The 16,165-nt window shown below is 42.5% G+C and carries 12 protein-coding genes; all 12 read left to right on the top strand.

All coding sequences use genetic code 11. The annotated features are described in order from the left end of the window. Positions 1-226 precede the first annotated feature (226 nt). Positions 227-610, top strand: coding sequence for an HvfA family oxazolone/thioamide-modified RiPP metallophore (locus tag ACYTPF_RS09920; protein WP_461852101.1), 384 nt, complete (start codon positions 227-229; stop codon positions 608-610). Positions 611-760: 150 nt separating this feature from the next. Beyond that, positions 761-1,612 (top strand): HvfB family MNIO-type RiPP peptide maturase, encoded by an 852-nt coding sequence (locus ACYTPF_RS09915; protein WP_461852100.1) that lies wholly within the window; start codon positions 761-763, stop codon positions 1,610-1,612. Continuing rightward, positions 1,609-2,373 (top strand): HvfC family RiPP maturation protein, encoded by a 765-nt coding sequence (locus ACYTPF_RS09910; protein WP_461852099.1) that lies wholly within the window; start codon positions 1,609-1,611, stop codon positions 2,371-2,373. Before ACYTPF_RS09915 ends, ACYTPF_RS09910 begins: the two co-directional genes overlap by 4 nt. A gap of 154 nt (positions 2,374-2,527) precedes the next feature. Next, positions 2,528-2,650 (top strand): hypothetical protein, encoded by a 123-nt coding sequence (locus ACYTPF_RS09905; RefSeq protein WP_257720278.1) that lies wholly within the window; start codon positions 2,528-2,530, stop codon positions 2,648-2,650. A gap of 22 nt (positions 2,651-2,672) precedes the next feature. Then, positions 2,673-3,209, top strand: coding sequence for an adenine phosphoribosyltransferase (gene apt / locus ACYTPF_RS09900; RefSeq protein WP_179983962.1), 537 nt, complete (start codon positions 2,673-2,675; stop codon positions 3,207-3,209). Between the two features lie 41 nt (positions 3,210-3,250). Beyond that, positions 3,251-6,316, top strand: a complete 3,066-nt coding sequence (gene dnaX, locus ACYTPF_RS09895; protein ID WP_461852098.1) for a DNA polymerase III subunit gamma/tau — start codon at positions 3,251-3,253, stop codon at positions 6,314-6,316. 38 nt (positions 6,317-6,354) lie between these two features. Further along, positions 6,355-6,681 carry a YbaB/EbfC family nucleoid-associated protein gene (locus ACYTPF_RS09890; RefSeq protein WP_014950049.1) on the top strand — a complete coding sequence of 109 codons (327 nt, stop codon included), beginning with the start codon at positions 6,355-6,357 and terminating at the stop codon, positions 6,679-6,681. 423 nt (positions 6,682-7,104) lie between these two features. Continuing rightward, a complete protein-coding gene (locus ACYTPF_RS09885; RefSeq protein WP_461852097.1) occupies positions 7,105-9,666 on the top strand; it encodes an HWE histidine kinase domain-containing protein in 2,562 nt (853 codons plus the stop codon). A gap of 4 nt (positions 9,667-9,670) precedes the next feature. Continuing rightward, a complete protein-coding gene (locus tag ACYTPF_RS09880) occupies positions 9,671-12,085 on the top strand; it encodes an EAL domain-containing protein (protein WP_461852096.1) in 2,415 nt (804 codons plus the stop codon). A 284-nt stretch (positions 12,086-12,369) separates the two neighbouring features. Further along, a complete protein-coding gene (locus tag ACYTPF_RS09875; RefSeq protein WP_461852095.1) occupies positions 12,370-13,317 on the top strand; it encodes a hypothetical protein in 948 nt (315 codons plus the stop codon). Between the two features lie 5 nt (positions 13,318-13,322). Beyond that, the gene (gene recR / locus ACYTPF_RS09870) at positions 13,323-13,922 is read left to right on the top strand and encodes a recombination mediator RecR (RefSeq protein WP_039222833.1); all 600 of its coding nucleotides are present in this window, start codon (positions 13,323-13,325) and stop codon (positions 13,920-13,922) included. A gap of 235 nt (positions 13,923-14,157) precedes the next feature. After that, positions 14,158-16,080, top strand: coding sequence for a molecular chaperone HtpG (gene htpG, locus ACYTPF_RS09865; RefSeq protein ID WP_461852094.1), 1,923 nt, complete (start codon positions 14,158-14,160; stop codon positions 16,078-16,080). Positions 16,081-16,165: the final 85 nt, after the last annotated feature.

The raw sequence follows: 16,165 nt of genomic DNA, 5'->3' as shown, positions 1-16,165 counted from the left end.
ATTAGTTTATTTGTGGGGATACCTCAGACTCTGACCCCAAAACTTGTTACTTATTGAAGCTTTAATGTGCATTTAAACTTATGTAAAAATCAGTAATATCAATTAGATAAGAAATAATTGTAAAAAAATTAATTTTTTGTGAAATAACCTTTAAGCCCATAAGGTCTTTTAAAGTACACGTGCTTACTGTACGTCAAACATGACTAATATTATTGAGGGTACATCAATGAAACAAATTAAAAAATCATCAGTAGCTACAGCTTTGGGTGCAGTTGTAATTGGCTCTTTGGCGTCAACAGTTGCAGTAGCAGACGTTAATCCATTTGGTATACAGGCACTAGAATCTGGCTACAGCCAATTCGCTGCAGAAGGCAAGTGTGGTGAAGGTAAATGTGGCGGCGAGAAGAAAGCTGAAAAAGAAGGAAAGTGTGGCGAAGGTAAATGCGGCGGCGACAAGAAAGCTGAAAAAGAAGGCAAGTGCGGCGAAGGTAAATGTGGCGGCGACAAGAAAGCTGAAAAAGAAGGCAAGTGTGGCGAAGGTAAATGTGGCGGCAACAAGAAAGCTGGTAAAGAAGGCAAGTGCGGTGAAGGCAAATGCGGCAGCATGTAATTGCCACTCAAAAAACATTGTGTAGCTTATTATAAAGTAACGAAACGCTACACGAATTACGTTTAGTAAAAATGGCTGTCAAATGATGGCCATTTCTGTCTTATAACGTAAGTTGATATTATGTAATCCCATGAGGTAGAAGGGGGAAATATGAAAGACATCTATGGCGCTGGCTTAGGCTTTCGTAGGGAAATGCTAAAAGAGCTATTACCCACGTTGCCATCGGAGGTTGATTTCTGGGAAGTTGCACCTGAAAACTGGATCCCACTTGGTGGAAAGTACCAAAATCAATTTCAGCAAGCATCTTCACAAGCTTCTTTTACCACCCATGGTTTATCTTTGTCTATCGGAAGTAGCGACAAGCTAGACGTTGAGTTCGTAAAAACCGTTAAGCGATTTTTAGATGCTAATAATATTGCATTGTACAGTGAGCACTTAAGCTTTTGTTCTGGTAACGGTCATATGTACGATCTAATGCCAATTCCTTTTACTGAACAAGCTATTAAGCACGTTGTATCTCGCATTGTTCAAGTTCAAGATATTATTGAGCGGCCACTGGTTTTAGAGAATGTCTCTTATTACATCGCACCCGGTCAGGAAATGGATGAATTGGAATTCACTACAAATATATTAATAGAGTCAGGGTGCCAAATGCTTCTTGATGTAAATAACGTGTACGTGAACAGCATCAACCACAAATATGACGCAAAAGCATTTATCAACGGTCTTCCTTCTGAAAAAATTGTTTATGGGCATATTGCGGGTCACTATGACGAAGCTGAGGATCTAAAGGTTGATACACACGGCGCAGATGTCATCGAGCCAGTATGGGATTTATTAGAGCACGCCTACCTTACTCATGGAGTATTTCCCACTTTGTTAGAACGTGACTTTAATATTCCTCCTTTGCGCGAGTTATTGTCAGAAGTAAGGAAGATTAAGCAGATTCAGACAAAGTGCGGAGTTATTAGAGAATCAGTCGTAAATGGAAGTGTCGCATGACGCAATCATTTCAGCGCACCCAAAAAACGTTCGTCGAGGCGATAAAAGATCCACAAACTTATCGGGACACTGACACCGATAACGCCCGTCGAATGAAAATCTATCAGTCTTTATTTTTTAATAATATAGATAACTTCGTTAGTACAGGCTTCCCAGTTCTAAAATCTATCGTATTAAAATTGTATGGGGAGAAAGGGTGGGAGAGTGTTGTGCGTCAGTTCTTTATTGAGCACGAATGCCGATCGCCTTATTTTGCAGAAATCAGTAAAGAGTTCGTTGAGTACTTATCAACAGCACCGTCTTTTGGGTTGGATTTGCCTGATTTTATCGCAGAACTTGCTCATTATGAATGGTTAGAGCTTGATGTCAGTATAAGAAAAAACGAAGAAGATATTGAGTTCTACACCCAAGATCATACAGTTAATGCTATAAGAGTTTCGCCGTATGCTTCATTAGCTGCCTATCACTTTGAAGTTCATTTAATTGGTAAGGACTATATTCCTGAGCAACCTGCTCAAGAACAACAGTTCTATGTAGTCTATAGAGATCGCGACTATAACGTACAATTTGCTCATGTTAACCCGGTAACGGCTATTTTAGTCAACACGCTGGAGCAAAGTGAGCAGGGAATGAAAATAGAACAATTATCCAAGTCTTTATGTCAACAACTTCCTCAAATACCCTCGAATGTGCTTGTAAATGGCATAAACCAAACCCTCATGGATATGCTTCAAAAAGGGATATTTCTTCCTGTACGCTAGCTAAAAAAGAGTATTTAACTGCTTTATATTAAACTTTCGCTAGGATCTGTATTGAAAGTGAGCGATCAGTCACATTAGCGCTGTCAATCGAGCTTGCTTTCGATTAACATTTAGCACCATTTTTTTGTTCACAAAAATTGTTTAGGTAGTGCAAATGGCTAACAATTCAGATTTCAAAGAAGTCTATAACAAGTGGTACTTTCTAGCTTCGCTAGTAACTTTAATTGCGTTCCCGTTGATGCATATCATCGCCGGCTGGTTCACCTTCTGGTTATAACGCAGACATTCAAGGCAAAATTGTGACTGCAGAATATATTAAATCAGTAGTGAAAACCGTACCTGACTATCCTAAGCCAGGTATTTTATTTAGAGATGTGACCAGCGTTTTAGAAGATCACAAAGCATTCAGTAGCTGTATCTCTTTACTTGTAGAAAAGTATCAAGGTATGGGCTTCACCAAAATTGCAGGTACTGAAGCGCGCGGATTCCTATTTGGTGCGCCATTGGCCATCGAAATGGGCATTGGTTTCGTTCCAGTAAGAAAACCCAACAAACTTCCTCGTGAAGTAGTAAGTGAGAGCTACGAACTGGAATACGGCATGGATACGTTGGAAATCCATAAAGATGCTATAGAGCCAGGCGATAAAGTCCTTCTTATTGATGATCTACTTGCAACTGGCGGCACTATAGCTGCATCTGCAAAGCTAATTCGTTCTCTAGGTGGCGAAATCAACCACGCAGGGTTCATCATCAATCTTCCCGATTTAGGCGGCGAGCAAAAATTGAATCAGCTTGATATTGAGAGTTATTCAATTTGTGAATTTGAAGGCGAATAATCGCTGTAAAGCATAATTAGCAAAAGGCGAAATACGTAATAATGAGTTATCAGGTACTAGCAAGGAAGTGGAGACCAGGCAAGTTCAGTGAACTTGTAGGCCAGGAACATGTCGTCTCTGCCATTTCGAACGCTTTAGATAACGACCGTTTACACCACGCATACCTTTTTACCGGTACGCGAGGTGTGGGCAAAACCACGATTGCGCGTATTTTTTCAAAAAGCCTTAACTGCGAAGAAGGGCAAGGGGCTAACCCTTGCGGTCAATGTAACACCTGCAAAGAGATAGAGCAGGGCAACTACGTTGATTTATTAGAGATTGACGCAGCATCAAGAACCAAAGTCGAGGATACTCGCGAACTTCTTGATAACGTGCAATACAAGCCTACTCGCGGACGCTATAAAGTGTACCTTATTGATGAGGTACACATGCTTTCAAAACACAGCTTTAATGCGCTGTTGAAAACGTTAGAAGAGCCACCTCCACACGTCAAGTTCTTACTAGCGACCACTGATCCACAGAAGCTTCCCATAACCATTTTATCCCGTTGCTTGCAGTTCAATTTGAAAGCGATGTCTCGGGAGCAGATTGTTGGACAGCTTAAGCATATTTTAGAGCATGAACAGCTGTCATTTGAACAACAGGCACTCGCACTTTTAGCTAGAGCGGCTCAGGGCAGTATGCGTGATGCGCTAAGTTTAACGGACCAAGCGATTGCGCAAGGCGGAAATCAAGTTCTGGCATCGGTGGTAACCGATATGCTTGGGTTGATGGACAAGAACCAGTTGCTTAAAGTAGTACACGCTGTGGTAAACAAAAGCCCGGCTGAGGTGTTGCAGCTGGTGAATGATATCGCAGCGCAAGCACCAGATTATGACAACGTACACAGCGAGTTGGCTAGCCTACTGCACCAAATAGCGTTAACGCAATGGGTGCCAGAAGCATGTAAGTTAGAAACCACGTCTGCCAAAGCGATATTTCAATTAGCCAAAACTATTCCGGCAGAGCAAGTGCAGCTACTCTATCAAATTGCACTTCAAGGCAGAAAAGACTTACCTTTTGCGGCAGATGGCAAAAGCGCTTTTGAAATGACGTTAATGCGTATGATGTCGTTTGCGCCAAATATTCCCATTGAAAATACACCAAATGAGATTGAAAGTGGGAGGAGTGAGCATAGTTTACCTGTAGATCATGCTTCTTCCAGTGGTGGCCCGGGAAACGTCGGTAAGCAGGAGGAAGCGCCGCTAAGCGAAACTTCTGCAAACAACGTGCAGGAGAAGGCTCCGTCAACACCACAAACAAAATCTACTTCGGCTCAGTCATTAGAAAATACGCCATCTAACCCAGAGGCACCTGCTGCATCTGTAATTGAAAAAGAGCCGCAAGAACAGCCTCAATCGACGTCTCAATTTGAGCCACGGCAAGAGCAGGAATATGCCGTTGTTGATGAAAGCAAGTTGCGTGAAGACAATACTCAGTCGATGTCGCCCTCTGTAGCGTCGGGTACAACGTCAACTCAGACAACAGCGCTTGAGCGTGATGCTGAACATGATGATGAATCCGTAAAGTTACCACCAACTTCGTCTATTGAAGAACTACCCGTAGAAAACACCGCGGTTCAAACAGAAAGCGTTGCCGCAGAGCTTGAACCAACGCCAAACGAAGTCAGCGCGCCCCATAGTGAAGCAGCGCAACATTTCGATGGACCACCGTTAGATGCTTACATGGACGGTATGCCACCTCCGTCAGAAGATGAAAGCTCCTTAGGTTTTGAAGGTTTTCAAAGCGCTGAAGGTTTTCATAACGCTGAGGGCTCCTATGACGCTGAAGGCTCTTATGACGCTGAGGGCTCTCATAACGCTAAAGGCTCTGATAAAAACAGTGAGTCATTGGCGCACGAGAACGAAGCGTCCTCATTAACCGCCGAAGAGCAGCTTACTTCTACGGCTGATATGTTGGCGCTTCGTCAAAAGTTAAAGCGAAGAAAAGCTCAAGACGCTGATGCAAAGAGCAACAGTGTAGCCGATGCTAAATCTGAAAGTGCAAGTGATATTCAAGCGCGTTTTACCAGAAGTAAGGCTGAGGCTTTGAGTACTGCACAAACTGCACATGGAATTAACAGGGGTAGCGATACTAGTGCAGGGCAGCCTAACGCAGATAACGAAATCAAGAGTGGTAATGTAAACCCCGTTGGGAATGAGGACAGCCGTGAGCTGCAAGATCATAGCCCAGGGCTTATAGATAGCGGCTCAGAACAAAAAGATAGTACCACTGCACGCGGTGACGCATCTCAACTAGAAAGTGCAGATTCAGATTCGGCTTTAGATAGTACTCATGCACATTCTGCTGACACTTTGCGAACTAGCGATGCAGAAACGAGCCACTCTAGCGAAAACGATACGAGCGATTTCTCTCTAGATGAGTTTGAAGAGGATATGCCTTTTTCAAGTGATGAGGCTGTCGCTCAGCCAATTACAGCGCCGTCTACAGAAGATATGCCTCCTTGGGCTAGCGATTACGATCATCAGCCCCCTCAACATGTCGAAGGTAATAACTATGCTGAAGCGCCCACCAACAGCAGCTCGAATTACGAAAATGCACCAGATCAGATGGAAAGTGCTGGAGATCGCTCTTTTACGCATGAAGCGTTAAACTTCGATACGCCGAGAAGCAGTACCTATCACGGGCAATTAAAAGCCTATTTAAATGACGGAAGCAAGCTAACTCACGCAAGCCAGATTGATGAGTGGAGCAACCTAGTTGAGCAAATGCCAGTTGCCGGCCTACTTAAACAATTAGTGCTACACGCATCATTTTCTCGAGACGGCAATCAAGTTTCCCTTGAAATTGACCACAGTCAGACGCACTTATTAAATGAGAGCGCGAAAAAGCAATTAGTCGATGCAATACATCATGGACTGGGTGAAAACGTAGAAGTTAATATTACATTGGGTGAACCGTCATCTACACCTTTTGCGTTACAACAAGAGATTCATGCAATGCGCCATGCGCATGCACATTCGGTAATTAAAACCGATGACACAATTCAAGCATTGCTATCGACTTTCGATGCGTCAGTGCTAACCGATTCGGTTAAAGCGCGATAGCAGAATTATTAACACCAAAACGAAGCGAGACAAAAATTATGTTTAAAGGTGGAATGGGCAATATCATGAAGCAGGCGCAACAGATGCAAGAGCGCATGCAAAAAGCACAAGATGATTTAGCTAAAATTGAAGTAACAGGCGAAGCGGGTGCAGGCATGGTTAAAGTAACCATGACGTGTAATCACAACGTCCGCCGTGTAGATATCGATGAGTCATTGATGGACGATGACAAAGACATGGTTGAAGATTTAGTTGCTGCAGCGTTTAACGACGCGGTACGTCGCGTTCAAGAGACTAGCAAAGAGAAAATGGGCGATGTAACCGGTGGTATGCCACTACCTCCTGGCTTCAAAATGCCGTTTTAAGTAAGTATTCAGCTTTTAGTCCCTTACGCGTAAGCCTGCGTAAACTCGCTGGGCTTTCGGGTTATGTAAGTGGCTTAGCTCTGAAAAAGCTCTGGTTCATTGCCAGAGCTTTTTTGTGTCTAGTCTCCTCAGCGAAACCACCAAATCCCCTCTATTTTCATGCCAACCTAATATCTTGTTTTATAAGTTGGACTCGTATGGCTTCATTTTTTCCTAATGTGCAAGCTTAGCTCATAGAAAACAAACGTTTGGTTATATTTACACTAATATTAATAAATGCGCATGAAAGGTTTAGCTTAACTTATTCTTGGTCTATATTTTATGTTTATTCTCTTTTCAGTTTTACTTTACAGCGCTTTTTAAAGACTGATAACGCTGCTATTTAATTAGTCTAATTCAAATAAGGTTGTTGGATTAACAATAATGCATGACGAAGCAAGCGAACTCACATCATTAGTAAATGAATGCGACAAAGAACCGATTCACCTTCTTGGTAGGATACAAAATCATGGTTTCATGATTGTCGTAGATAGAGAAGGTGCTATTACCCATTTGTCCGAAAACTTAGGCAGCTTTGCCAGTATTCCACAAGATAAGCTTATAGGTCACTCGTTTTGGAAGTTGCTCGACCGTAAGCTGATACATGCGATACGGGGCGCGCAGAGCCAAGCTATGATCCTCGGTAAAGCAAGCTACCTTCATTCTGTTTCACTGCCGCACTGTGAAGATATTTTCGACTTATGTGTTCATCAAAGTGCAGAACATTTAATTCTTGAATTCGAACAAACAGAGAGCTCCGGCAAGTATGAGGGCGTTATCACAGCGTTAATGGCGCAAATGTCGATGTTCTCTGAACTCGAAGACCTTTATGAAGGTTTGGTTGAAAGCGTTAGGACTGCAACTGGGTACGATAGGGTAATGCTCTACCAATTTCTATCAGACGGTTCAGGTGAAGTGATTGCTGAATCGACCTCAAGCGATATGACGCCCTTTTTAGGGTTGCGTTATCCCGCCTCAGATATTCCGCGTCAGGCAAGACAGCTTTATAAGAAGAATCTTATCAGAACTATTTCTGACGTTAACAGTGAAACTTTCCCTATCATTGGTAACAACAGAAGCGATGGAGCTTCTATAGATCTCTCCCTTTCACGCCTTAGGGCGGTTTCTGAAATTCATATTCAATATCTAAAGAATATGAAAGTCGGCGCCTCTATGTCTATATCTCTTATCGTAGAAGGTGAACTGTGGGGGCTGATTGCTTGTCATCACAACACTAAAAAAGTTATCCCTAGCCGCTTAGTTTCGCAATTAGAACTCTTCGCAGAGATGTTTTCACTAGAATTATCGCGAAGGCTGGTAAATGAACGGATAAGGGTAAGCGAGAAAGCAAACGCTACATTTACACGTGTACTGAGCAACCTTTCTTTAGGCAAATCGCTTAATAATGCCATCGTACAACAATTATCCCTGCTTAAAACGCTTATAGATATTGACGGCATCGGCTGTATTTTTAGCAATGAATATACTAAGTCGGGCGCTGCATTTAGCGCACGAAAAATCAAACGTCTTACAGCAATACTTGCTGAACTTCCCGAAGAAGAAATCCATCAATTTGACAACTTAGCAGACATTCACAACGAGTTAGCGGACGAGAGTGTTGCCGGGGTATTGGCATTAAAGATCTCTCATCAGCCAATGGACTATATTTTTCTTTTTAGAAACTCAGTTGTGCAACAAGTCTCTTGGGCCGGTAACCCTGCAAAACGCGTTGAGTTGAAAGGCGGTAAAGAAACGCTTACTCCCCGAGCGAGTTTTGATAAGTGGGTAGAAAATAATGAATCTACCTCTACTCCATGGACAACGCTGGATATTGAGCGTGCTAAATCTATTAGACTCGGTGTAATGGAACTGACCATTCGCCATTTGCACGAAAAAGAACTACTGCAACGTGAAGCCAAAAAAAGACTCGAGTTACTTATTGGTGAACTAAACCACCGCGTTCGCAATATCTTAAATTTAGTCAGTGCGATTATCGGACAGACATCACAGTATAAGAAAGATATCGATGAATTTGTGCTCTCCTTATCATCAAGAATATCTGCACTTGCTCTAGGGCATGATCAGCTCACGCATGCCTCATACAACAGTGTAAGATTCAAGGACCTACTTCATAACGAGCTTAAGGCTTATATGATCAAAGAGTCATCTTTTAAAATAGAGGGGCCTGATATAAGAATCTTACCCTATGCAGTAACGCCTATCGTGTTGGTCTTTCATGAAATGATTACCAATGCAGCCAAATATGGAGCCTTAAGCGCGACAAGTAATGACGGCAGAGTGGCGATAACTTGGGAGTTAGACGAGAAAGGCTGCTTTATTAAATGGGAAGAATTTGGGGGGCCGCCTTTGCATGGTTTAGGTGAGGAAGGGTTTGGAATGACGGTTATAAAATCAGTTATTCCCCATGAGCTAAAAGGCAAGGCGTCATTAAGTACTAAAATCACCGGGCTCAATGCAGAGTTTCTCATTCCTCGTAAATATATAGAATTGGGTACTAGCCAAACAAGCACTCAACATGTAATTCATGGCGATAAGCCTCAACCCGTCAGCACTGCTAATTCCGAAAAAATCCTCACAAGCGCCTTTATCGTTGAAGATAACCTGCTTATTTCGCTAGACCTTAAGAAGCATCTTAAACAATTGGGAATTGATAAAATTGATATTTTTGGCGACATAAGCTCTGCAAGAGCGGCTTTGGCTAAAGGTAAACCGTCGATGATGTTTTTAGATGTTCATTTGGGAAATGAAAATACCTTTCAGTTAGGGATTGAAATACAAAAGTTATCAATACCCTTTCTCTTTATTACGGGTTACGGAGCCGCAATAGAGCTGCCCGAGGAGTTATCAGATGTGGATATATTAACCAAACCCGTCGACACCACATTGCTAAAGCGTTCTATCGAAGCTTTTGGTTTCAAGGTGTAAATTTGTGACTGATATAACCAGGCCCCTAATACTTGTTGTTGAAGACAATTTAGTTGAAGCGATGAACGTTAAAAATGCGCTTACCGAGGCAGGTATGCAGGTGTTAGGCATAGCAAAGACGGAAAGCGAACTGTATGCGTTATTTGATAAGCGTATTCCTGACCTCATTTTAATGGACATTGATTTAGGTGGTTCAGATTCTGGTATTGAAATTGCAAAAAACATTACAGAAAGGTTTAAAGTGCCAGTAGTGTTTAGTACCTCTTACTGTGATGACACCACAATTTCTAATGCGCTCGCGATTTCCCCTTATGGATATCTAGTAAAACCGTACGGTGTGCTTTCACTCACTACTACTATTCAAGTTGCGCTGGAAAGAAAAAAAACGGAAAAAGCGCTAGCTTCTTCTAATAGGCGTTTCGCAATGGCGTCAGAGATTGCGAAGTTAGGCGTGTTAGAAGTTGATACCTCTACTCAGTCAGTCGTTATTGAAAGTGTGGAGAACCTTTTCGATTTTCCACGCAAAATGCCATTATCCAAATTCCTTTCGTTGTTTCCCGAAGAAAAAGAAATTGAGTTAAAAGAGGCGATACATTTAAAGTCGAATTACCTCACTACGTTGCAGCTAAAAATTGAAGGCCAACCGACTAAATGGTTTCAGGTTGTCCTCTCCGACATAGGGTGGGGCGAAGACTATGTTCAAATTGGCGCCATACAAGATATATCTATCCTACAGAGTACTCAGTCAAATCTGAGTGTTGCAGATAAGATTGTAAGTGAGATTAAAGAGGGGGTTTTAGTCTGTGATGCTGAAGGTCTCATAATTAAAGCTAACCAATCCTTGTGCGAGATGCTAGGCACCCAAGCCGAGCACCTCATATCTACTCAAATAAACAATGTTTTTCCTAAAGCGCGAAAACACGATCCTCGCCCAGACTATCTGGAAGACGGTTTAAGGACAGAGCTCACTATTGTAAGTGAAGGACGAAGGTTTCATTTAACCATGTCGGTAACTTCATTTAATCTTGATGATGGAGAAACTAATTTCGTTGCCATTCTTACCGATGTTTCAGAACTAAAGTCATCGGAAAGTCAACTCAAGTACCTCGCATTCACTGACGCTCTCACCGGTGCAGGAAATCGAAACTTTTTGAACAGTATTGTCGAGACTTACAGTGAATCATGCGAGCCTTGCTCAATCATTTTTATTGATATCGATGAATTCAAGCTCATTAACGATACCCATGGGCATGAGGTGGGAGATGAAATACTAAGAGCATGCGCGAGCCGATTTAAAGCATCGCTACGAGATGATGATACTGTTATAAGGTTTGGTGGTGACGAATTCGTTATTGTGACAAGTACTACTTGCCATAAGCTTTTAAACAAAATGACATCCCGGTTATCTTCTTCACTGAAATCAGTGTTTAAGACGACATCAGGCGACTTTCAAATTACAGCAAGTATTGGGCTAGCGTCATCTACAGAAAACATGTCGCCAACAGAGCTACTAAAAAATGCTGATATTGCAATGTTTTCAGCAAAACAAGGCGGTAAGAATAGTGTTGTCACATTCAGTGAAGATCTTTCGAAAAATATCGAGTATAGGCTGTTCATTCAACAAGGGCTTAAAAGCGCAATTCAAAATAAACAAATCACAGCCTACTTTCAGCCTATAATAGATTCGAATGGTGAAGTTTTAGCTGTGGAAGCGTTAGCTCGCTGGCACATTCCTAGCCATGGGCCAATTAGCCCCGAAAAGTTTATACCGATAGCTGAACGTACAAAACACATTCATGACATTGGTCTTTTAATGTTAGACGAAGTCTGTTTCGCACTTAAAGCTCTCAGTGGATGGGGTTTTTCAGACGTGAAGTTCAATTTGAATATGTCACCGGTACAGTTACAGAATACCGGGGTTATTGAGCTATTTGCAGAGCGGTTTGCCTTTCATAATATTGACCCTAGACGAATAGTGATAGAAATAACTGAATCTACGCTTCAAAGTTCAAAGGCGAGGGAAGTGCTTACCAAAATTAAAGCACTTGGGGTTATTATTTCCATTGATGACTTTGGTACAGGCTTTTCTTGCATATCAGAGTTAGCTGACGAAACGTATGACGCTATCAAAATTGACCGCTCGCTGCTGCCTGACTTTCCACTACGAAGTAAACAAGAAAAACGTAGAGCGCTAATCATCGAGAATGTGGTGTCGATGTGTGTGAAGCTAGGCATGCCGTGCACGTTAGAAGGTTTAGAGACCGTTCAGCAGGTAACCTTCGCCAAAAAGATTGGTGCCAAAGCTATGCAAGGGTATTACTTTACCAAGCCTTTAAGCTTGGTGGGCTTGATGGAGTATCTGCAAGCCGAACATGCTTCACCGCTCATCAGCGTTACCGAACCAGCCGAGGAACAATGAAAGAGCCAGTTAGTTAAGGTAGTTCTGCTGAATTGTTTGTTCCACTTTTATAACATTTTGCATTTCTTCGACATCTGTTCGCGCTAGAGAGGTCTCATGCACTATTTTACGTCGACAGAAGTGTACCTATCGCACTAAAATGTTCATTCGCTTAGAAATGGTCCTTAATCTGACCTGATTCGTTATATTATTGATTCTTATTCCCTGCAGCGTTCAGACAGGTTTCTTCCAAAAAAAATGTGCAGGGGAAACGGAAAACCAATCACCCTAAATAGAGGTTTGTAGTGCTAAGGAAAGGCTTAGTTATCACCACGGTTCTTTTGCTTCCTATCGCAGCCGTGCTGTTTTTTATGAGTGTTCACGAACTGTTTCAAATGAAAACGGTAACGGTAGACCCAAAACTCAAAGAAATTTCTGGAATAGAGTTCGACAAATACAAAAGGTTGTGGGCTATCAACGATAGTGGTGATGGGCCGATTCTATATATGCTGAATAAAGACGGCAGTATAGAGAGAGAGGTGACGGTTTCAAATGCTAAAAATGTTGATTGGGAAGACATGACACAAAACAGTTTTGGTCATTTCTTCCTAGGAGACTTTGGCAATAATGACAATAACCGCCGCTGGTTAACCATTTATAGAATTGAAAACCCTATCGATATTCAGGGGGGGGCCACGGAAGCAGAGATTATCAAGTTTACTTACCCTGAAATGGGAGAGGGTAAAGTAAAACCTGAAGATAAAAACTACGATTTAGAAGCTTTTGTGGAATACAAACGCAACCTTTACTTGTTCACGAAGAATAGAACGAAGCCATTTGATGGTATTACAAAATTATATAAAGTAGGCGATCATGCAGCGAACTTCGATGCACAGTTAATTGGAGAATTTAAAACCTGTACCACACTTGAAAAGTTATGTTGGATAACGTCTGCGGCGATAAGCCCTGATAGAACAAAGCTGGTATTATTAGATTCAACCAGCTTGTGGCTATTTGAGAATTTTGAAGGCGATAACTTTTTTAGTGGCGACGTATCTCGTATCGATCTCGGTGTGGTAACACAAAAAGAGGCGGTAACTTTCTATGATGACAACACCCTCGTGTTTACTGACGAAGAATACAAAGGCCTATTCGGCGGCAATGTATACGAAGTTAAACTCGACCAAGTGAAGCGTAACGTGATTAAATACCGCGAAAGCCCGAAACAAACCGAACAAATATCTAAGCAGTAAACATTATGAAGTTCAGCCCGCTACTCTCAGAACTAATACAGGCATTAACCTGTCTCCCCGGCGTAGGCAATAAGAGCGCCCAACGAATGGCATTTCATCTTTTAGAGCGAAATCGTACGGGGGCGATTGATTTAAGCAATGTGCTACACAATGCTATGGAGCATATTCATCATTGTAAGCGTTGCAGAACGTTCACCGAAGATGAATTATGCGATATCTGCCGCCACCCAGAAAGAGAAGCAAGTGGGTTGTTGTGTATTGTGGAAAGCCCTCAAGACGTATTAGCGATAGAACAGACGTTAAGCTACAAAGGCCAGTATTTTGTACTAATGGGGCACTTGTCTCCTATAGATGGTGTTGGGCCTGAAGAAATTGGTTTAACCGAGCTTGAGGCACGTTTAGCCGCTGGTGGGATAAATGAAGTTATCTTAGCCACAAACCCCACCGTCGAAGGTGAAGCAACGGCGCACTACATTGCTCAGCTATGTACAAGTCACAACGTCGACGCCTCTCGCATTGCTCATGGTGTGCCTGTTGGGGGAGAACTTGAATACATTGACGGCAATACACTTACCCACGCTTTTTCAGGTCGTCGCAAGCTGTAACTAAGATGCAGAGCGTTTTAAGAATTTAAAATAAAACGCTCTCTTTTCATAAAATCGTTTGCCCATTGCTAAGCTAATACCTGCCTATTCGCTTATTAAATAAGCGGCATTTGTCCTTTCTCGAAAAAGTTTACGAATAGAAGATAAATTTTCGTTCTAAACGTTGAAAAGTGCGTTGAGTGACCTTACCTGTTTAACATCAAACGTGATCCATTCAACGAGGAGATATTGGATTATGGCTGAAGCAGCCCACAAAGAAACCCACGGTTTTCAAACAGAAGTAAAACAGCTTCTTCAACTGATGATTCACTCTTTGTATTCAAACAAAGAAATTTTTCTACGCGAGCTAGTGTCAAACGCGGCAGATGCTGCGGATAAACTGCGTTTTCGCGCCCTAGAAAATGACAGCCTGTACGAAAACGATGGTGAATTAAACGTAAAACTTAGCGTTGATAAAGAAGCGAACACAGTTACGATTACCGATAATGGTATCGGTATGACTCGTGATGAAGTCATCGCTAATTTAGGTACCATTGCTAAATCTGGTACTAAAGACTTCTTTAGCAAGCTTTCTGGCGATAGTGCGAAAGACTCGCAGCTTATTGGTCAGTTCGGTGTAGGTTTCTACTCAGCATTTATCGTTGCAGACAAAGTTACTGTTCGCACTCGTGCGGCTGGTGCTGATGCATCTACTGGTGTGGAATGGGTTTCAGACGGTGAAGGTGAGTTCACTATCGCTGAAATCAATAAGCCTACTCGCGGCACCGAGATTACGCTTCACCTTCGAGAAGATGAAAAAGAATTTGCCGATACATGGCGTCTGCGCTCAATCGTAAGCAAATACTCAGACCACATCAGCATTCCTGTACAAATGTGGAAAGATGAAGTGCCTGAAAGTGAAGGTCCAGATGGCGAGAAAATCGAAGCTCAGCCTGGTGAGTGGGAAGTAGTTAACAAAGCCACCGCGCTGTGGACTCGTGAAAAGTCTGATATTACTGATGAAGAGTACAACGAGTTCTATAAGCACATCTCTCACGACTTTGCAGATCCGCTAGCATGGGCGCACAACAAGGTAGAAGGTAAAACTGAATATACCAGCTTACTTTATATCCCTTCTAAAGCGCCTTTCGACATGTGGAATCGCGACCAAAACCATGGTCTTAAGCTTTACGTTCAACGCGTCTTCATCATGGATGACGCAGAGCAGTTTATGCCGACCTACCTGCGTTTTGTTAAAGGTTTACTAGATAGCAACGACCTTCCGCTAAATGTGTCTCGTGAAATTCTTCAAGACAACAAGATTACCCAGGCACTTCGTCAAGGTTGTACTAAGCGCGTTCTACAAATGCTTGAAAAGATGGCTAAGAACGACAGCGATAAGTACCAGTCGTTCTGGAACGAGTTTGGTAATGTACTGAAAGAAGGCCCAGCGGAAGACTTCAGCAACCGTGAGAAAATTGCTGGTCTGTTGCGCTTTGCTTCGACACACGGTGAATCTGACGCTCAAACGGTTTCATTAGCTGATTATATTGAGCGAATGAAGGAAGGTCAGGATAAAATTTACTACGTGACCGCAGACAGCCTGCAAGCGGCTAAGTCTAGCCCACACCTTGAGATCTTCCGTAAGAAGGGAATCGAAGTATTGCTAATGGGCGAGCGCATTGACGAGTGGCTAATGTCTCACCTAACTGAGTTTAACGAGAAGCAGTTTGTTTCTATCGCTAAAGGAAACTTAGATTTAGGCGACTTAGAAGACGAAGAGTCTAAGAAAGCCCAAGAAGAAGCAGAGAAAGAAGTTGAAGGCGTACTGGAGCGAGCGAAAGCAGCGCTTGGTGACAAGGTTGTAGACGTTAAGTTTACGCACCGTCTTACTGACTCTCCTGCCGTTATTGTTGCTGACGACAATGGTATGACTACACAGATGATGAAGTTGATGCAGGCAGCTGGCCAGACCGTGCCAGATGTGAAGTATCACTTTGAACTTAACCCAGAACATAGCTTAGTTAAACTGCTTGCCGACACGCAGGATGAAGAGCTATTTAATCAGTGGGTAGGTGTATTGTTCGACCAAGCTGCACTGTCAGAGCAAGGTAGTTTGAAAGACCCGTCTACGTTTGTTCAGAACTTGAACACGTTGCTAATGAAGTTGGCTAAATAAATACGTAGGTAGAAGGTTTACACTTAAAAACGGGCATCATGCCCGTTTTTTTATGTCTGCTATCAACAAAAATAAATTTGGCCGA

It is taken from the genome of Alteromonas sp. HB246098, from assembly GCF_054890645.1.
The sequence above is the reverse complement of the archived record's forward strand: the minus strand, read 5'-3'. Positions and strand labels throughout refer to the sequence as shown.